The following is a 17,942-nucleotide window of genomic DNA, read 5'->3' as shown; positions in this document are numbered from 1 at the left end:
TATCAGTTGCCTTGCGGGGCAAGCAGAACCGCCCGGCCACGGCCGGCACGCTTTGCCGCATAAAGCGCGCGGTCGGCTTCGGCCAGAATGCGGGCTGGCTCGCAGGGCGTCAGATCGACCGAGCGGGCGATGCCCACGCTGGCCGAGATCCGCACCTCGCTGCCCTGGGCATCGATCGGGTCCGACACGCGTGCAATGATCCGTTCCGCAATCGTGCGCAGAACCCGTTCCTCGGTCCGGTTCACGATGATCACAACGAATTCGTCACCGCCGATCCGCACCGCGCAATCATCAGCCCGGATCTGGTCAGCAAGGATGCGGGAAACAGTTGCCAGAACGTGATCACCGGCGGCGTGACCAAGGCTATCGTTCACCTTCTTGAAATAGTCGAGGTCGATGTGCAGCAGGCCGAAACCAGCCTTGGCGGCGCACAGTCGTTCCAGAAGCAGATCGGCCGCGCGCCGGTTCCGCAGCCCGGTCAGCGGATCGGTCAGCGCCTCTTCCTCGGCCGCCATGCGTGCCCCTTCCAGCCGCAGGTTAAGGGCCCGAAGTTCGCGTGTGACGGCGGCATTCGCCTCGGCAAGGTAAAGCAGTTCCATGGCCAGGTCGGTTGCGGCAAAGTCGGCGTCCGAAAGCGAGAACTTGCGCACCGCGGCAATCAGATCGATCCCGAACGACAGGTTCAGCAGGATCAGCCTGCCCTCGTCAAGCCGCATGCCGACCCCGCGCAGGCCGATCTTCGACCGGTTTCGCGGCATCAGGCGAAAGCGCTGTCCGGCGCGGTCCAGCACCTCGGCCACCGTCACCGCACCACCCGGAGAGCGAACTTCGAATAGATCTTCGAACCTTGCGCCCGGGGGCGGGATGCCATCCAGCACGCGGGCCAGCGTCGGCCCCACGCTGAGAATCGTTCCCTCGCCATCCAGCAACAGATACATCGGCATGAAGCGCGACAGGCCATCGACAGGCAAAGGGCAGACGGGTCCGGGCATGGCCTTTTCCCTCCTAGTGGTCCGGTCGGGCAAGATCGAAGCGGCGGGCCGCGGAATGCGCACAGTCCAGGATTTTCACCTGGATGGTCCCGAGCGGCCCGGGTTCGATCAGACAGAGCACACCGTAATCGTCCGCCATGGCGGTCAGGATCCCGACAAGGATGCTGGTCATGCCGCCCGGTTCGGATCGGCAGCGGATCTCGAAGCGGTCGGGGCCAAGTTCGCGCAATTCGACCTCGGGCATCTCGAGATCGGGCAAGGCCAGACGGGCGCGGCCTGGCATTTCCTCCAGAGAATGCAGGAAATCCACAAAGCCCATGCCGCCAAACCGAAGCAGGCGGCGAACCCCATCATTATCCGGGTTGGTGACCAGATAGGTTCCCATGTCTTCCCATATCGTTTCGACGGGGCGCCCCAGGACTTCGGCGGCATGTCGCGCGACACGGTCTGCCGTGCCGGAAGCATAGCGCAGCATCGGTTCGAAAGTCTCGCCCGGAAGGGCGGCCCGGCGGCAGACTGCCTGCCAGACGGATGTGCCGAACGTATCAATGATGTAACCCTGCAGCGACCGCAGCATCAGCGCATCCATGACCGAACCCTCCGCGTTTTCCTGCGCAGGGTAGGCGGCAATGGTTAAGAATGCCCCTCAGGTCATGGCATGATCAGCAGCCCGGCTTCGCCGGTGCCAAGCTGGTTGATCGGGGCTGCGGTCAGCGGAGGCGGGGCCATGCGCCAGGCCTCCAGCAGGTCGGCAATTTCTTCGCTGGGGATGTAGCCGCCATCGCTGCGCAGGACCGAACGGCTGACCAGCAGCCCATCATCGCCCAGGTAAAGGCCCTGAAGTTCAAGATAGTCGCTGCCGCGTTCCAGGATCAGTATCGCCTCTTCGCCGGGCCGGTTCGGCAGCAGGTCGGCCACGGCCATCAGGCAGCCCGGTCGGCCGCTTGACTGGCCGCGTTCACACTGGGCCTTCCAGTCGCGCAGCTGGTAGTCCTGCGCCGCGGCCAGAAGGATGTCGCGCGTGCCGGTTGCCGTCTCGGGCTGGACAGGCATCAGCCCTGACAGGACCGTGGCCAGCGACGCACGGTTCGCTTCGCCTGTCTCGGCCCTGCCGGCGAGGCGGTCGGCCAGCGCCTCCTGCCCCGGAGCCTGCGCGCGCTCGGCAAGAGCGGCCAGAACCTCGGCACCCGGGCGTCCCCAGGAGCGAAGGGCCTCTATGTCGAGATCCTTGGCCGCAGTGCGGCCACTGTCATAGCGGGCCAGCTGATTGCGTGCCGAAATGGCCTCGGCATTCAGAAGCGGCGTCAGCCACAATGCCGCAAGCCCGATCACCACCAGCGCCATTCGGATGTTGGTCTGACGGATGCGTTCCATCCAGCCGGGCCCGCGCAGCACCGCCACGGCATAGGCCAGCCCATAGGCCAGCCCCAGCCCGGCGACAAGCGCGACGAACAGCCGGTCCGGCGTCAGGCCATACTGTTCGACGCGCAGCCAGACCGCCCAGGCCGCCAGCGCCGAGAGGAACGGCAGCAGCATCGCAGTCGCCTGCGTGGCACGGAGCAGCAGCTGGCTTTGCGTGGCCTCGGCATCGGTCTGGTCGATGGCGACAGAGACCAGCGAAATCCCTGCCCCGACCAGGGCCAGAAGCAGCAGCGCCGGCGACAGTCCGCCGACAAGGCCGGACAGACCCCGAAACGGCAGCGCAAGCAGAAAGACCAGAATGACCGCCAGCACCACTGGCAGCAGCAGACGGAACAGCCGCAGGACCAGATAGGGCGACAGCAGCTCTGCCATCTGGTAGACGACCGCCATGCCAAGGCCCAGGACGGCGCCGGTGATCACCATGGGCACCACGGAATGGCGCAGAAGGTCGGCAATCGCGCGGATTCCGACAATCTGCAGAACCTGATCCGACAGATAGATCACCAGCCAGACCAGACCGGTAAACGTAAGGGCCGCGGCAAAGCGCACGACGACGGACCAGGCTTCAAGGAAAAGGCACGGGTAATCGCGCCAGCCGTTGCGCGCAGCGCCGATCATGAAGGGAACGGGCAGGGTGGCCACTGTCACCACTGCAAGGATCGAGATCGGCGATCCCGGAAGCCCGGTGTCGAACCGAAGACCGCCAAGCCAGACCAGGGCCGCGGTAACCAGCGCATGGCCAAGCGCACGTGGCAAGGCGCGCCACAGGCCGATCGGCCCGGCCATCGCAAGGGTCGCGGCCAGAAAGGTTGCCAGCAGGGCCAGCAGGATCAGTGCCGGGCGGTCGCCAAGTGCGCCACGCTCGGCCGCGTCCACGACGGCCCAGACCGCGGCCCCTCCGGCGGCGCCGAAAGCTGCCAGCCACCAGCGCTCCATCAGTTGCGCGGTCATTTCTGCCCTCCCGGCTTTCCGGCGTTGTTCGTGCCGCCGTTCGCCCGCCATAGTCAGGATTTCATGAGCCTTGCCAAGTCCCCAGGGATGATATCGGGCGTTCCGGCATGACCACGACAATATTGCCAGGCTTGTGGAACCCCTCGGCCAGGGCATGGGCCCGCACCAGGTCGGTGAAGGGCAGGACCGGTCCGACGATCGGTCGGTAACCGCCAGCCTGGTGCAGCGACAGCAGGCGGCGCATGGCAGGCAGGTCTTCGCGGCTGGTCCCGGTGATCACTTGCCGCCCGTCGCGCCGCGGGCGCAGCGCGGCCCCCAGCATCCCGGACAGGTCGGCAGTAACCAGCACCAGCCGGCCTTCGGGGGCCAGAAGGGGCCCGGCGCCGGCCCATCCAAGGGCGCCCATTACGTCGAGGATCACGTCGAAGGGGCCCTCGGGTGGCGGGCCGCGGTAGTCGGTGACACTATCGGCGCCCAGCTTGCGGGCCAGTGCGTGGTTGCCGGGCGAGGCGGTGGCAGCAACGCTGGCACCCAGGTGCCGGCCGATCTGGACGGCAGCGCCGCCCACCGCGCCGGTCGCGCCGCAGACCAGAAGGCGCTCGCCGGGTGCCAGCTGGGCGCGGTCGATCAGGAATTCGGCCGCAGTCAGCCCGCCGAAGAAGAAGGCTGCGCCCTCTTCGGCGCCGAGGCTTTCGGGCAGGGGCAGCAGGCAGCCGCCTGACGGGATCTTCAGGAACTCGCGATGCGCACCGCCCTTGAAACCGGTCAGTCCGAAGACCTGCTGTCCGACCGCCCAATCCCCTGCCTCGCGGCCAAGCGCCGCCACCTCGCCCGAGAATGCCCAGCCGGGCGCGACGCGCGGCCGGCGCAGGCCGATCACCATGCGCAGCAGAAGACCAAGCCCGCGCGGAACCTTGCCCGATCGCAGCCGCGCGTCGCCTGCCGTGACCGGCGCGGCGCGGACCCGCACCAGCACTTCGCCGGGCCCGGGAACAGGGACGGGCGCTTCGATGAATGCGATGGTTTCGGGCGGTCCGTAGGCCGTGTAGCAGGCAACTTGCATGTCGTGTCCGAATCTTGGGGCCGGAAGCGGGTTTTGCGGCATGCCCAGCAGCTGTGCCTGCGCGCATACGTACGGACAAAGCCTTCAGTCGTCGCGATAGCTGAAGACCTGATCCAGCGGCACGTCGAAAACGCGGGCGATGCGGAAGGCAAGTTCTAGCGTCGGGGAATACTTGCCGTTCTCGATCGCAAGGATGGTCTGCCGGGTCACGCCCACGCGGTCGGCAAGATCCTTCTGCGTCATCTCGCCGGCATCAAAGCGCAGGCGGCGTATGCGGTTCTCGACGTGTCCGGCTGGGCGGGCCATGTCAGACCCCACGACGGTAGAGCACCAGCTTGGCCGCGTCCCGGAATGTTTCGGAGAAGAGGCACAGCGCAAGGAGCATGTTCATGGCCTTGAAGGCGCTGTCACCGATGGCAAGGCCGATGATGATGCCGAGCAGGCCGAAGGACAGAAGATACCACGCCCACGTCAGCGCACGACGGTCGATGTCACGGTCGCGCTCGTCGCGGCGGTGGTCGGCTTTCTCGCCGGTCAGAAGGCCGTGCAGGATGGCGGACAGGATGGTTACCGCGATGGCAATGCCGATCGACCAGCCGATCAGGATCAGGACCGATCGCGCCCACAGCATCAGCCCGTCCGGCCCGTCGAAGACACCCGCCGCCTGCTGACGGGCGAGCTGCGACAGGAACAGGCCGATCACGATCAGGCTGGTGATCAACCCGGAAAGCGCTTCGCGTTCACCGTAGGACATGTTCAGTCTCCTGCACTTGCGCCTGGGTATGGCAGGGCAGACTTCGGGTCAAAGATTCTTTACCTGATGTAAGGGAAACATGACCTTCCTTTTCCGATTGCCCCCCTGTGCGGCGAATGCCGGGCTGATGGGGCCCGCCCCAGGTGCGACCGTCACTTCGCCAGTTCGGCCAGCATCTGGCCAAGCGCCTTGCGGCGGGCCTTCAGGTCGTTGCCCGGGCCTTGTGCACGCCCGCCGATTTCCTGCATCTTCAGCTGAAGCGCCTCGATCCTCTCGGGCTGCGTCAAGACAATTTCCATCATCCGGCCCACAAGCTCTTGGGTCTTGTTCTGCACGATTTGCTCGATGCAGGGTTCCTCGCTGGTTCAGCCGGCCAGCAGGGTTGCGGGGGGCAGGCCAAGGATGGCCGATGTCAGACGCATATGTCCGTCGTGACTGTGATTGGGGTCGGGCCGTCCGACCCGGGCGGGTTTATCCAAGTCCTTGACCGGGAAGGACCATGCCCGCCTTCCGATACCCTCGGCCCCGGGCTGACGCAGCTGTGCCTTGACCTTTCGGCCCCCGTCCCGCAGGTTGCGCGCCGCAATGAAGGCCCGAAAAGGGGCAAGGGCAGATGGCAAACCGGACGGCACCCTTCTCGGGCTTCGAATTCATGATCGCCTGGCGTTATCTGCGGGCGCGCCGTGCCGAGGGCGGGGTCAGCGTGATGACCTGGATCAGCCTGATCGGCATCACCCTGGCGGTCTTTGCCCTGATCCTGACGCTGGCGGTGCGCGCGGGCTTTCGGGCCGAGTTTGTCGATACGATCCTGGGGGCCAATGCCCATGTGACAGTCTATTCGGCGGGCGAGATCGGCGAGAACGGCCGGTTCGTGCGCGGCTTCACCGAACCCGAGGCCATGGCCGCCGCGATCCGGCAGGTGCCGGGCGTCACCCGCGCCGCGCCGCTGATCCGTGGCAAGCTGATGGTTTCCGACGGCGAAGATACCACCGGGGCCGAGGTTTATGGCATCTCGCCCGAGGATTTCGCCGCCATTCCCCGGATCGGGGCAGGGTCGCAGGCATTGGGCGATCTGGCGCGCTTTCCCGAAGGCATTGCGCTGGGCTCCGGTATCGCGCGGGAACTGGGGGTGACGGTCGGTGACCGGGTGCGGCTGATTTCTCCCACGGGGGTGAGGACGGCGATGGGCACCACGCCGCGGGTCAACGCCTATGAGGTGGTCTACATCTTCACCGCCGGACGCTACGACATCGACACGACGCGCATCTACATGCCCTTCATCGAGGCGCAGAGCTTCTTCAACAAGGAAGGCATGGCCGACGAGATCGAGGTGATGGTGCAAAACCCCGATGCGATCGAAAGCTACAGTCTGCCGATCCTGAACGCGGCCGGGCCTTCGGCACTGTTGTGGACCTGGAAGGACAGTTCGGGCGCCTTCCTGCGCGCGCTGGACATCGAGGACAACGTGATGTTCGTCATCCTGTCCGTACTGGTGCTGATCGCCACGATGAACATCGTCAGCGGGCTGATCATGCTGGTCAAGAACAAGGGCCGCGACATCGGCATCCTGCGCACCGTGGGGCTGACGGAAGGCTCGGTCCTGCGGGTATTCTTCATCTGCGGGGCCTTTACCGGGGTGATCGGCACGCTGGCAGGCGTGATCCTGGGCTGCGTGACGGCGCTGAACATCGACCAGATCATGTCCTTCCTGAACTGGCTGAACGGGGCGGAAGTCTGGGATCCCTCGATCCGCGGCATCTATTCTCTGCCGGCCAGGCTGCAGCTGAACGATGTGCTTTCCGCCGTGGCGCTGTCGCTGGGCCTGTCCTTTGTCGTCACGCTGTTGCCCGCCCGTCGTGCGGCGCGCATGAACCCGGTCGAGGCGCTGCGGTATGAGTGAGGTGATGCTGGACCTGCGCGGAATCGAAAAGGGCTACAACCGCGGCAAGCCGTCCGAGGTTATCGTGCTGCGCGGCGCCGACCTGACGGTGGCGAAAGGCGAGGTCGTGGCGCTGGTGGCGCCTTCGGGTGCGGGAAAATCGACGCTTCTGCACATCGCAGGGCTTCTGGATGTGCCGGATACGGGCACGATCCGTCTGGACGGGCGCGAGATGGGGGGGCTTTCGGACCGGGCCCGCACCGAGGCGCGGCGGGCCGAAGTGGGCTTCATCTACCAGTTCCACCACCTTCTGCCAGAGTTCAGTGCGCTGGAAAACGTGATGATCCCGCAGCTTGCGAACGGCGTGCCCAAGGCAGCGGCAGCAGCGCGGGCCCGCGATCTTCTGGGCAGGGTCGGCGTCGGCGCAAGGGCCGATCACCGGCCGGCGGCCCTGTCGGGGGGCGAGCAGCAGCGCGTGGCCTTCTGCCGGGCGCTGGCCAATGCGCCGAAGCTGTTGCTTGCCGACGAACCCACAGGCAATCTGGACCCGGCAACTTCGGATCAGGTCTTCGCGGTGCTGATGGATCTGGTGCGGGCAACGGGCCTTTCGGCCCTGATCGCGACGCACAACCTCGAACTTGCCGCGAGGATGGACCGGGTCGTTCGGTTGGCGGGCGGCAGGATTGAATGACGGGAGGAATGGTCATGCGGTCGCATTGGATGGTGGTGCCGATGATGTTGGCGCTGGCGGCTTGCGTCGAACGCAAGATCCCGTCCGGGGCCGAGGACTACGCGACCTTCTGTGCCGCCTGTCATGGGCCGGGCGGCAGGGGTGACGGTCCTGCGGCCGAGGGGCTGGCGAAGCGTCCGGCAGATCTGACCCGCCTTGCCGCCGCAAATGGCGGAGCATTCCCCGGCACCCGGGTCATGGCAAAGATCTGGGGCTATACCGGGGTTGCACCGGGCAAGGCCAGCGGCTCGCCCATGCCGGAGTTCGGTCCGCTTCTGCAGGGCGATGTGGTTCCCTATGATGGCGGTGACGGCATACAGACGCCCACACCCGTGCGTCTGGTCCAGATCGCGGAATATGTGAAGATGCTTCAGGAATAGGCGGCCGAAGACACGTCCGTTCCGACGGCGGCAGGGCCGGCCAGGCTGGTGCATGAGGTGCTGGTCGGCGGTAGGCTTTCCGCCAGGCCTTGTCTGCTTGCCGATTCATGCCTGGGGGAAGCCCGGGTGCCCAGGCCAATGCCAAGTCGGCGGCCGCGAAATGCAGGCCTGCGGCCAAGCCCACGAAACCATGCCGGATGGCTGTCTGAAAGCGCAGCCTCTCCAGCAGGTATAAGGGTACGCTGCCACATAGGTCAGCCTGCCTCCAGCCAGCAACCACAGCGAGACCGACGGCAGCGCCGCCGACACCGGGCCGATCGCGATCACGCCGACCCAGCCCAGCATCAGATAGATCAGAATCGACAGCCGGTCGTATCTCCGGTCAGTGCCACCTTCACGGTGATAGCCAGTGACGCGCCGGCCCGGACCACAATGCCCAGACCCCAGGCCCACGCACCGCTATCCAGATTCGGGATGAAAGCAGGATAAGTGCCCGCGATCATCACGTAGATCATCGAATGGTCGAAGCGGCGCAGCAGCCACTTCAGGGCACCGGGCGGCGTCGTGTTGTAGGCCAGAGAAACGCCCCACATCAGGAAGAACCGCGCCGCATGGACCGCCAGCGCCGCAAAGGTGCCGATCCCGGCATTCTGCATCGCATGGCCCAGAAGCAGCGGAGAGGCGATCAGCCCGGCCAGCAGCGCAAACGCATGCACGATTCCGTCGGCCAGAACCTCGTTCAGCGATGACGGACGCTTCCACAGGCGGGAATGGGTCATGGTCCTGGGCGCGCGGGAAAGCTTGCACCAGCCATGATATCCCTGTGCCCGGGGTCAGGCGCGTTCGTCGATTGTGACGCCACGTCGCCCAGTGCCTTGCTGCCCGCCTTGCCCCGCGCGCCCCAAGCCGCTAGGAAGCCGGCAACCGACATCCTGCGAGGCCCAAATGCGTCTGTCCCGCTACTTCCTGCCCGTCCTGAAGGAAAACCCCGCCGAGGCGCAGATCGTCAGCCACCGCTACATGCTGCGCGCGGGCATGATCAAGCAGCAGGCGGCCGGCATCTATTCCTGGCTGCCGCTGGGCTATCGCGCCCTGCGCAGGATCGAGGAGATCGTTCATCAGGAACAGATCCGCGCCGGGCACATCCCGCTGCTGATGCCCACGCTGCAACCGGCCGACCTGTGGCGCGAGTCCGGGCGCTATGACGACTATGGGCAGGAAATGCTGCGCATCCGCGACCGGCAGGACCGCGAGATGCTTTACGGCCCCACGAACGAGGAGATGATCACCGACATCTTCCGGTCCCACGTCACCAGCTACAAGGATCTGCCGCTGACGCTTTACCATATCCAGTGGAAGTTCCGCGACGAGATGCGGCCGCGCTTCGGTGTCATGCGCGGGCGCGAGTTCCTGATGAAGGACGGCTACAACTTCGACGTGGACAAGGAAGCGGCCCTGCACGCCTACAACCGCCACATGGTCAGCTACCTGCGCACCTACGAACGCATGGGGCTGACCGCGATCCCGATGCGTGCGGCATCGGGGCCGATCGGCGGGGACAACACGCATGAATTCCTGGTGCTTGCCCAGACCGGCGAAAGCGAGGTGTTCTACGACGACCGCGTGACCGCGCTTAAGCTTGGCAATCGCGACATCGACTATGACGACCGCGAACAGGTCGCGAAGGTCTGCGCAGAGTTCACGACCCTTTACGCCCGCACCGATGAAACGCACGACGAGGCGGCCTTTGCCCAGGTTCCCGAAGCGCACCGCAAGGTCGGACGGGGCATTGAGGTTGGGCAGATCTTCTACTTCTCGACCAAGTATTCCGAACCGATGGGGGCCTATGTCACCAACGCCGCCGGCGAACGGGTTCCGGTGCACATGGGGTCGCACGGGATCGGCGTCAGCCGCCTTCTGGGCGCGATCATCGAGGCCAGCCATGACGACAGGGGTATCATCTGGCCCGAGGGCGTGACCCCCTTCCCGGTGGGGATCGTCAATCTGAAACAGGGCGACACGGTCGCCGATGCCGCCTGCGCGGGACTGGAAAAGGCGCTGCTCGCGCGGGGGCTCGAGCCGCTTTATGACGACCGCGACGAACGTGCCGGGGCGAAATTCGCCACAATGGATCTGATTGGCCTTCCCTGGCGGATCACCGTGGGGCCGCGTGGGCTGGAGAAGGGGGTTGTCGAACTGACGTCCCGCCGCACCGGCGAAAGCGAGGAGATGAGCCCCGAGGCTGCAGTTGACCGCATCGCGCAGATCTTTGCCGACCACGCCTGACAGGCAAATGGCCGCCGCGCCGCTGCATCCGGCCTGCGGCGGCCTTCTCCAGTTTCGATCACTGGCCCTCTGACGGCGGACCGAATCGTTCCAGCATCCGCGCCTTGATCTGGTCGCGCGCCTGGCGGTAGGCGGCAAGCTTTGCCTCGCGCGTCTCTCCCAGACCGGTGGGGTCCAGGATCGGCCAGTATTCGATTTCAAGATGATGATACCGCGTCAGTTCCAGCGCCATGCGCTGGCTGGCCGGGCTGAGGGCAACGATCAGGTCGAACTGCGACAGGTCATCGCCCCATTCCTGCATTTCCTCGAAACTGCGGGATCTGTGGCGGCTGAGTTCGATTCCCAGCTCTTGGCATACCGCGATGGAAAAGCCGTCGATCTCCATGTCATTCTTGACGCCGGCCGACTGAACATAAGCGCGCTGGCCGTACAGCTTCTTCATCAGTCCTTCCGCCATGGGCGAACGGACGGCGTTGTGGTCACAGCAGAACAGCACCGATTGCGGGAAGTCGCCCAAGATCAGCCCCAGTGCAGCACACATATCAAGGTGAACAGCCGTCGCGCTGTGTCGGTATCGACCTCGGCCTTGCCCTGAAGGCGCTCCTGCAGAATCGCGGCGCCCTCGTTGTGGATGCCGCGCCGCGCCATGTCGATCGCCTCGATCTGGCTGGGTGGCAGGCGCTTTACCGCGTCGAAGTAGGACTCGCAGATCTGGAAATAGTCCTTCACCACCTGCCGGAAGGGGCCGAGCGACAGGTGGAACTCGGCTGCCTTCAGCCCCTCTTCGGTCGCGATGTCAAAGACAAGACGCCCGTCGCGGATGGCAAGGTGCAGCCGGAAGGGCCCTTCCGGCGTCTCGCGGTCGGGACGTGGCGGAAGCGCGAAGCTGTTTTCCTCCAGCAGGTCGAAGATCGCCACGCGGCGTTCCTGTTCGATTTCCGGCGTGGGCCGGGCAAGGCCCCGTTCGTCGATCTCGATCTGGCAAAGGCGGTTCATCGGCAGCATCCCCGTGGTTCTGCCCGTGATGCCCGACCTGTGGCCCGGGGGTCAAGCGACGACCGTGGGCAGGGCGCCGGCTTGACCGGTTCGCAGCGATGAACGATCACCGGTCATATGCGACCCCGAATGCGGGGGACCATTGTCCAGCACCGAAGGGATCGGCCGATGCGCAGGATTGTCGCCGCGCTACTTCTTGTCATCCGGGCCGAACAGGCCCCGGCCCAGGTCGATGTCACCAGCCACCAGACCATCTTTCCTGGCCCCTACGATGCGGAAGTCGTCCAGGTTATCGACGGCGATACGCTTGAGGTCATCGTTGCTCTCTGGCCCGGGCTTCGCGCGGAATACCGCGTCCGTGTGCGGGGCATCGATGCGCCGGAACTTTACCGGCCGGCCTGCCGCGAGGAGGCCGAACTTGCCGAGGTCGCCCGCCAGCAGGCCGAGCGCCTCTACCCGCCGGGGACCGCGGTGCAGCTGCGCGATGTCAGCTATGACGCCTTCGCAGGGCGCGTGGTAGCCGACATTCGCCGCTGGAGAACCGACCGCTGGCTGCCACTGGGGAAAGAGCTGATGGATCGCGGGCTTGCCGTCGAATGGGATCCCCGTCAATCGGCCTTCGTCTGGTGCCCGACCGGCACCGAACCCGTCAGCGAATGACTATCCATTCAACCTGTCCAGCCGTGCCCGCACACTTAGGCCGTGCGCCTGAAGGCCCTCGCTGATCGCCAGCCGTTCTGCGGCAGGGCCGATGGCTTTCAGCGCCTCGGGCGTCATTCTGGCCAGCGTCGTGCGCTTCATGAAATCCAGCACCGAGAGACCGCTGGAAAACCGCGCCGATCGCGCCGTGGGCAACACATGGTTCGGGCCACCGACATAATCGCCGATGGCCTCGGGCGTGTAGGCCCCCAGAAAGATCGCGCCGGCATGCGTGATCTTGTGGGCAAGGGCGTCGGGATCGGCGACGCACAATTCCAGGTGCTCGGGCGCGACGCGGTTCGACAGCGCGGCTGCTTCATCCAGGTCTCGCGCCACGATCACCGCGCCGTGGCTGGCCCAGCTTGCCCCGGCGGTCGCCCGCCGATCCAGTGTTTCCAGCCGCTTCGCTACCGCCTGCGCGACGGCCTGGCCGAAACCGGCATCGATGGTTATCAGGATCGACTGAGCGCTTTCATCGTGTTCGGCCTGGCTCAGCAGGTCCAGCGCGATCCAGTCAGGGTCGTTGTCCCCGTCGGCGATCACCAGGATCTCGGACGGCCCGGCGATCATGTCGATGCCCACGCGGCCGAAGACCCGGCGCTTGGCCGCGGCCACATAGGCATTGCCCGGTCCGGTGATCTTGTCGACCGGGGCAATGGTTTCCGTGCCGTATGCCAGGGCCGCAATCGCCTGCGCCCCGCCGATCCGATAGATGGCGTCAACTCCGGCAAGATCGGCTGCCAGAAGCACCAGCGGGTTCACCACGCCCGCCGGGGTCGGGCAGGCTACGACCAGCCGCTCAACCCCTGCAAGCTTGGCAGGGATTGCATTCATCAGGACGCTGGAGGGGTAAGAGGCCAGCCCGCCCGGAACATAGAGCCCCGCTGCGGAAACCGGCGTCCAGCGCCAGCCAAGCGTCGCGCCTGCGGCATCCGTCCAGCTTGCATCCGCAGGCCTCTGCCTGTCGTGGTAGGCGCGGATGCGATCCGCCGCCAGTTCCAGCGCCGCCCGGTCCTCGGGGCTGACCTTTGCCACTTCCGCCATGATTTCGTCCCGCGAAAAGGCCAGCGTGTCTGGCGTCAGGTTCAGCCGGTCGAACCGCGCGGTCAGTTCGATCACCGCAGCATCGCCGCGGGCGCGTACATCGGCGATGATCGTGGCCACTGACTGATCCACATCCTCGGCCTCTTCCCGCTTCTGGCCCAGCAGGGCGGCAAAGGCGGCCTCGAAGCCCGGATCGGCGGTGTTCAGGAAGACGGGCATGGGCAGCACCTTTCGCAATTCGCGCCCCAGATAGCGCGTGGGGCCCGTCCCCTCAAGTCGAAGCGCGAAAAGCGGCCCAGCCCGCAGGTAACACCGACGAGAAGACGCAGCTGCACGAGGAGGCCCCCCGGCCTAGTTCCGTCTGCGGCGGATCAGGGGCACATTCGACCGGGCGGCACGAAACTGCGTTTCGGGGTGCGGCGGGTGACCGTGGGTCTTTTCCCAGTAGGTCGCCCCACCACGCCGCAGCCAGACCGGCAGGGTCAACACCAGCCCTGCCACGAATCCTCCTGCATGGGCCCAATAGGCCACGCCGCCCATGTCGCCGGGCGTGTTCAGGCCACCGAAGATCTGGATCGCAAACCAGACGCCCAGCACGATCCAGGCCGGAATGGCAATGATGCGGAAGAAGATCACGATGATGAACAGGACATCGACCTTCGCCCTTGGATACAGAAGAAGGTATCCCCCCATCACCCCCGCGATCGCCCCCGAAGCCCCCACCATCGGAATGCGTGAACCAGGATCGGCCAAGGTCTGCAACCCCGCCGCCGCCAGCCCTGCGGCCAGGTAGAAGGCAAGGAAGCCGGGATGGCCCATGTCTTCCTCAAGGTTGTCGCCGTAGATCCATAGAAACAGCATGTTGCCCAGAAGGTGCATCCAGCTGCCATGCAGGAACATCGACGTCAGGAAGGTCTCATACCCCTGTCCCGCCATGACGCGCGCGGGCACAAGACCCCACTGCACGAAGAACCTGTCCAGCCCGTAATCTGTGCTGTTTGGGAAATAACCTAGGAAAACCAATATGTTGATGGCGATCAGCGCGATCGTCACATAGGGCGTTCTGCCCGAAGGGTTGTGGTCGCGGATCGGGAACATGGGTGCAAGACTCACCCATAGGTCCGGTTGCGTCAAGCCTTGCGGGGGCACCCGCAGGCCCAGCGCGGCTTTCGCAGGCATGCCACCGGTGAAGGCCGCACCGTTGGAGGTTCCGGGCCGGAACGCAGCCGCGCCCTGCCCGCCGGGCCGCCTTGCATCGTCCCGCCTTCAGCCTGCCTGGCGCATCGCTTCCGTGCGGACACTCAGCCTTCTCCTGCGGCAGCCAGCAGTTGTGCATTGCCGCCTGATGCCGTGGTGTCAATGCACAGATGCCGCTCGATCGCGACATGGCCTCGATCCGGCATTGCGATCAGCGGCAGGATAGGGCCGGGCCGGGCGGCCAGGGCCTGTGCATAGGCCCGGCCCCGCGCGGCCTCTCCCCACCAAAGCGCACCGGCAAAACCGTGCAGTCCAGCCAGCGCCTCGGGGGCCAGGCCTGGCGCCTCGACCGCATGGCCGCCAAGCTTGCGGACCGTTTCTGCCTGGGCCAGGGCCGCTGCGCGGCCAGGCCCCAGACAGATCAGCGGGGCGCGGGGCGTCAGGCTGAGGCGGTTCGATTCGCCCGTGGGTCCGGGCAGGTCGATGACCTCTGGCGCCACCACGGGCAAAGGGGCGGCAAGCGCGCGGGTGACCTCGGCGGCTGTCGTGGAGGAGCCGTCGTCAGTGGCCAAGGGGGCGGGCGCCACGGTGAAGCGCGTCAGGTAATGCGGACCGCCCGCCTTTGGCCCGGTGCCGGAAAGTCCTTCGCCACCGAAGGGTTGGCTGCCCACGACAGCGCCGATCTGGTTGCGGTTCACATAGGCGTTGCCGGCGTGCAGCCTGTCCACGATCCGCTGCACGCGGTCATCGATCCGGGAATGCAGGCCGAAGGTCAGCCCGTAACCCGTGGCGTTGATCCGGTCGATCACTGCATCGATCTCGGTTGCCTTGAAGGTGGCGACATGCAGCACCGGTCCGAAGATTTCGCGCGGCATGTCCTGGATTCCGTTTACCGAAAGCACGGTGGGGGCGACGAAGGTGCCGTGCAGGGGCGGAACAAGTTCCTTCAGCACCCGGCCTTCGGCGCGGGCCGCATCGACGTAGGCGCGGATCGACCCCTGAGCTTCGCTGTCGATCACTGGCCCGATGTCGGTGTCAAGCCGCCAAGGATCGCCCAGCGCCAGATCGTCCATCGCGCCGAACAGCATTTCGGAAACGGTTTCGGCCACGTCCTCCTGCACATAAAGGCAGCGCAGGGCCGAGCAGCGCTGGCCGGCCGACTGGAAGCTGGAGGCCAGAATGTCACGCACGGCCTGTTCCGGCAATGCCGTCGAATCCACCAGCATTGCATTAAGCCCCCCGGTTTCCGCAATCAGCGGCGCGGTGGGGTCCAAATGTTCGGCCATGGCGCGGCGGATGGCCTGCGCCGTTTCGGTCGAGCCGGTAAAGGCCACGCCGTTCACCCGTGCATCGCGCGTCAGGGCCGCTCCCACGGCACCATCACCGGGCAGAAGTTGCAGCGCGGTCGCGGGGACGCCGGCCGCCAGCAGATGATCTACGGCCAGGGCGGCGATCAGCGGGGTCTGTTCGGCGGGCTTGGCCAGCACCGCATTGCCTGCGGCCAGCGCCGCTGCGATCTGACCGCAGAAGATGGCCAGCGGAAAGTTCCAGGGGCTGATGCAGGCGAAGACACCCCGCGCAGGGTGGACCAGCGTTGCTGCACCTTCTGCGTAGTAACGCAGGAAATCCACGGCCTCACGCAGTTCGGCGACGGCATCGGGAAGGGTCTTTCCAGCCTCGCGCGCCAGAAGGGCAAAGATGCGTCCGAAATCGGCCTCAAGCCTGTCGGCTGCGCGTTTCAGCACCGTGGCGCGTTCCGGCGCAGCGGCGGACCAGGGTTCCGCAAGGCGCAGGGCTGTATCCACATCGGGCTGCCCGGCAACGGTGACATGGCCGACAACCTCACCCGTCGCAGGGTTCAGCACCGGCAATTGCTGCCCGCCTGCGACGCGGCCCGCCAGTCGCGGAGCAGCTTCGAACTGAACCGCGACAAAGGGCGTGCGAGCGGCCTCGATGGCAGCAAGATCGGCCGCATCAGTCAGATCCCAGCCGCGCGAGTTGAGACGGGGCGCGAAAAGCTGGGGCCCCGTCTTCAGCGCCGGATTCGGAATCGCCAGCGTTTCAGCCGCTGTCAGCGGGCAGGCGGCTACCTGTTCCGGGGGCACGTCCTCATCGACGATCTGGTTGACGAAGCTGGAATTCGCCCCGTTCTCCAGCAGACGGCGAACAAGATAGGCCAGCAGGTCACGGTGCGCGCCAACCGGGGCATAGATCCGGCAGCGCGTGCCCTGATCGGTCAGCACGATGTCGTGCAGCCGTTCCCCCATGCCGTGCAGACGCTGGAATTCATAGTCAAGCGGTGTCACCCCCATCTCACGCGCCATGTGCAGGATGGCGGCGACGGTATGGGCGTTGTGCGTGGCGAACTGCGGATAGATCCGGTCGGTCAGGCCCAGAAGCTTGCGCGCATTGGCGATGTAGCTGACATCGGTCGCCTGCTTGCGCGTGAAGACGGGGAAGGAAGCCAGCCCCAGCACCTGCGCCCGCTTCACCTCGGCATCCCAGTAGGCGCCTTTCACAAGGCGAATCATGATCTTTCGGTCCAGCCTGGTGGCCAGCCCGTTCAGCCAGTCGATCACCGCGCCCGCGCGGCGGCCATAGGCCTGCACCACAACCCCGAACCCGTCCCAGCCCTTCAGCGCAGGGTCGGACAGTGTGGCCTCGATCACCTTCAGCGACAGGGCCAGCCGGTCGGCTTCTTCCGCGTCGATGTTGAAGCCCAGGCCCGCCGCCTTTGCCAGTGTCGCCAGCGCACGGACGCGGGGGACAAGCTCCTCCATCACCCGCTCGCGCTTGGCGACCTCATAGCGCGGATGCAGCGCGGACAGCTTGACCGAGATGCCCGGGTTGGTGCGGATGTCGTTGCCTTTGGCGGCGCGGGCGATCGCGGTGATCGCGCGGGAATAGGCCAGATGATAGCGGCGGGCATCGGCCTCGGTCCGCGCGGCTTCGCCCAGCATGTCGTAGCTATAAGTATAGCCTTTCGCTTCAAGCTCTTCCGCCCGATCCATCGCCTTGTCGATGGTCTCGCCCAGAACGAAGTTGCGCCCCATCTCCTTCATGGCCCGGCCGACGGCAGTACGGATCACCGGCTCGCCCAGCCGGCGCACTGCGCCGCGAAGGACGCCGGCGATCCCGCCCTCGCGGTCGTCCAGCACCTTGCCGGTCAGCATGAGCGCCCAGGTCGAGGCGTTCACCAGGCTGGAGGCGGATTTCCCGAGGTGCCGGCCCCAGTCCGAGGGGGCGATCTTGTCCTCGATCAGCGCATCCATCGTCTCGGCGTCCGGCACGCGCAACAGCGCCTCGGCCAGACACATCAGCGCGATGCCCTCGTCGGTCGAAAGGCCGTACTCGGCAAGGAAGACTTCCATCAACCCTGGGCGCGCACTTGCGCGGATGCGCCGGACAAGTTCGGCCCCTTCGGCCGCGATGGCGGCACGGGCCGGGGCATCCAGCGCCGCTTCCGCCAGAAGGCGGCGGACCAGCGCGGCTTCGTCAGCCAGGGTTTCGCTTTCGATGATCGACCAGGCGGAATCGGCAGTCATGGGG

At 66.0% G+C, this 17,942-nt stretch carries 18 protein-coding genes; 5 read left to right on the top strand and 13 right to left on the bottom strand.

Annotation, left to right across the window (positions count from 1 at the left end; translation table 11 throughout):
• Positions 1 to 2 precede the first annotated feature (2 nt).
• The 7 genes from EZM81_RS04935 to EZM81_RS04905 form a co-directional block, all read right to left on the bottom strand.
• Entirely contained in the window at positions 3 to 992 is a 990-nt protein-coding gene (locus tag EZM81_RS04935) for a GGDEF domain-containing protein (RefSeq protein WP_136645001.1), read from the bottom strand.
• A 13-nt stretch (positions 993 to 1,005) separates the two neighbouring features.
• Positions 1,006 to 1,581, bottom strand: coding sequence for a heme NO-binding domain-containing protein (locus EZM81_RS04930; protein ID WP_136645000.1), 576 nt, complete (start codon positions 1,579 to 1,581; stop codon positions 1,006 to 1,008).
• Positions 1,582 to 1,643: 62 nt separating this feature from the next.
• Entirely contained in the window at positions 1,644 to 3,365 is a 1,722-nt protein-coding gene (locus EZM81_RS04925) for a DUF4153 domain-containing protein (protein ID WP_169052311.1), read from the bottom strand.
• Positions 3,366 to 3,426: 61 nt separating this feature from the next.
• Positions 3,427 to 4,428 (bottom strand): NAD(P)-dependent alcohol dehydrogenase, encoded by a 1,002-nt coding sequence (locus tag EZM81_RS04920; protein ID WP_169052310.1) that lies wholly within the window; start codon positions 4,426 to 4,428, stop codon positions 3,427 to 3,429.
• Between the two features lie 84 nt (positions 4,429 to 4,512).
• A complete protein-coding gene (locus tag EZM81_RS04915) occupies positions 4,513 to 4,734 on the bottom strand; it encodes a helix-turn-helix transcriptional regulator (protein ID WP_135448958.1) in 222 nt (73 codons plus the stop codon).
• 1 nt (position 4,735) lies between these two features.
• Positions 4,736 to 5,182 carry a hypothetical protein gene (locus tag EZM81_RS04910; protein ID WP_136644997.1) on the bottom strand — a complete coding sequence of 149 codons (447 nt, stop codon included), beginning with the start codon at positions 5,180 to 5,182 and terminating at the stop codon, positions 4,736 to 4,738.
• A gap of 152 nt (positions 5,183 to 5,334) precedes the next feature.
• Entirely contained in the window at positions 5,335 to 5,517 is a 183-nt protein-coding gene (locus EZM81_RS04905; RefSeq protein WP_135448960.1) for a hypothetical protein, read from the bottom strand.
• 278 nt (positions 5,518 to 5,795) lie between these two features.
• Here EZM81_RS04905 and EZM81_RS04900 point away from each other — a divergent pair, with 278 nt between their 5' ends.
• The 3 genes from EZM81_RS04900 to EZM81_RS04890 are packed head-to-tail and all read left to right on the top strand — an operon-like array spanning position 5,796 to position 8,171.
• Entirely contained in the window at positions 5,796 to 7,082 is a 1,287-nt protein-coding gene (locus EZM81_RS04900; RefSeq protein ID WP_135448961.1) for a lipoprotein-releasing ABC transporter permease subunit, read from the top strand.
• The gene (locus EZM81_RS04895) at positions 7,075 to 7,752 is read left to right on the top strand and encodes an ABC transporter ATP-binding protein (protein ID WP_136644996.1); all 678 of its coding nucleotides are present in this window, start codon (positions 7,075 to 7,077) and stop codon (positions 7,750 to 7,752) included. Before EZM81_RS04900 ends, EZM81_RS04895 begins: the two co-directional genes overlap by 8 nt.
• Positions 7,753 to 7,766: 14 nt before the next feature.
• Complete coding sequence (locus EZM81_RS04890; RefSeq protein ID WP_136644995.1) at positions 7,767 to 8,171, top strand: c-type cytochrome; 405 nt, start codon at positions 7,767 to 7,769, stop codon at positions 8,169 to 8,171.
• Between the two features lie 353 nt (positions 8,172 to 8,524).
• Here the strand turns inward: EZM81_RS04890 and EZM81_RS04885 are convergent, their stop codons facing one another.
• Positions 8,525 to 8,950 carry a hemolysin III family protein gene (locus EZM81_RS04885; RefSeq protein ID WP_136644994.1) on the bottom strand — a complete coding sequence of 142 codons (426 nt, stop codon included), beginning with the start codon at positions 8,948 to 8,950 and terminating at the stop codon, positions 8,525 to 8,527.
• A 166-nt stretch (positions 8,951 to 9,116) separates the two neighbouring features.
• On the opposite strand from EZM81_RS04885, the gene proS reads away from it, so the two are divergent.
• On the top strand, positions 9,117 to 10,457 hold the full coding sequence (gene proS, locus EZM81_RS04880; RefSeq protein WP_135448965.1) for a proline--tRNA ligase: 1,341 nt from the start codon (positions 9,117 to 9,119) through the stop codon (positions 10,455 to 10,457).
• Between the two features lie 58 nt (positions 10,458 to 10,515).
• Here proS and EZM81_RS04875 read toward each other — a convergent pair whose 3' ends face one another.
• Both EZM81_RS04875 and EZM81_RS04870 read right to left on the bottom strand, forming a co-directional pair.
• Positions 10,516 to 10,998 (bottom strand): low molecular weight phosphatase family protein, encoded by a 483-nt coding sequence (locus tag EZM81_RS04875; protein ID WP_135448966.1) that lies wholly within the window; start codon positions 10,996 to 10,998, stop codon positions 10,516 to 10,518.
• Positions 10,977 to 11,453 carry a UPF0262 family protein gene (locus EZM81_RS04870; RefSeq protein WP_135448967.1) on the bottom strand — a complete coding sequence of 159 codons (477 nt, stop codon included), beginning with the start codon at positions 11,451 to 11,453 and terminating at the stop codon, positions 10,977 to 10,979. Before EZM81_RS04870 ends, EZM81_RS04875 begins: the two co-directional genes overlap by 22 nt.
• A 168-nt stretch (positions 11,454 to 11,621) precedes the next feature.
• Here EZM81_RS04870 and EZM81_RS04865 point away from each other — a divergent pair, with 168 nt between their 5' ends.
• The gene (locus tag EZM81_RS04865) at positions 11,622 to 12,113 is read left to right on the top strand and encodes a thermonuclease family protein (RefSeq protein ID WP_135448968.1); all 492 of its coding nucleotides are present in this window, start codon (positions 11,622 to 11,624) and stop codon (positions 12,111 to 12,113) included.
• On the opposite strand, the gene hisD is transcribed toward EZM81_RS04865, so the two are convergent.
• From hisD to putA, 3 genes are all read right to left on the bottom strand, one after another.
• Positions 12,114 to 13,415 (bottom strand): histidinol dehydrogenase, encoded by a 1,302-nt coding sequence (hisD, locus tag EZM81_RS04860; protein WP_136644993.1) that lies wholly within the window; start codon positions 13,413 to 13,415, stop codon positions 12,114 to 12,116.
• A gap of 132 nt (positions 13,416 to 13,547) precedes the next feature.
• Positions 13,548 to 14,294, bottom strand: coding sequence for a rhomboid family intramembrane serine protease (locus EZM81_RS04855; protein WP_136644992.1), 747 nt, complete (start codon positions 14,292 to 14,294; stop codon positions 13,548 to 13,550).
• A 203-nt stretch (positions 14,295 to 14,497) separates the two neighbouring features.
• Positions 14,498 to 17,938 (bottom strand): bifunctional proline dehydrogenase/L-glutamate gamma-semialdehyde dehydrogenase PutA, encoded by a 3,441-nt coding sequence (gene putA / locus EZM81_RS04850; RefSeq protein WP_136644991.1) that lies wholly within the window; start codon positions 17,936 to 17,938, stop codon positions 14,498 to 14,500.
• Positions 17,939 to 17,942: the final 4 nt, after the last annotated feature.

The organism is Tabrizicola sp. YIM 78059, assembly GCF_004959785.1.
GTDB classification, from domain to species: domain Bacteria; phylum Pseudomonadota; class Alphaproteobacteria; order Rhodobacterales; family Rhodobacteraceae; genus Tabrizicola; species Tabrizicola caldifontis.
The sequence above is the reverse complement of the archived record's forward strand: the minus strand, read 5'-3'. Positions and strand labels throughout refer to the sequence as shown.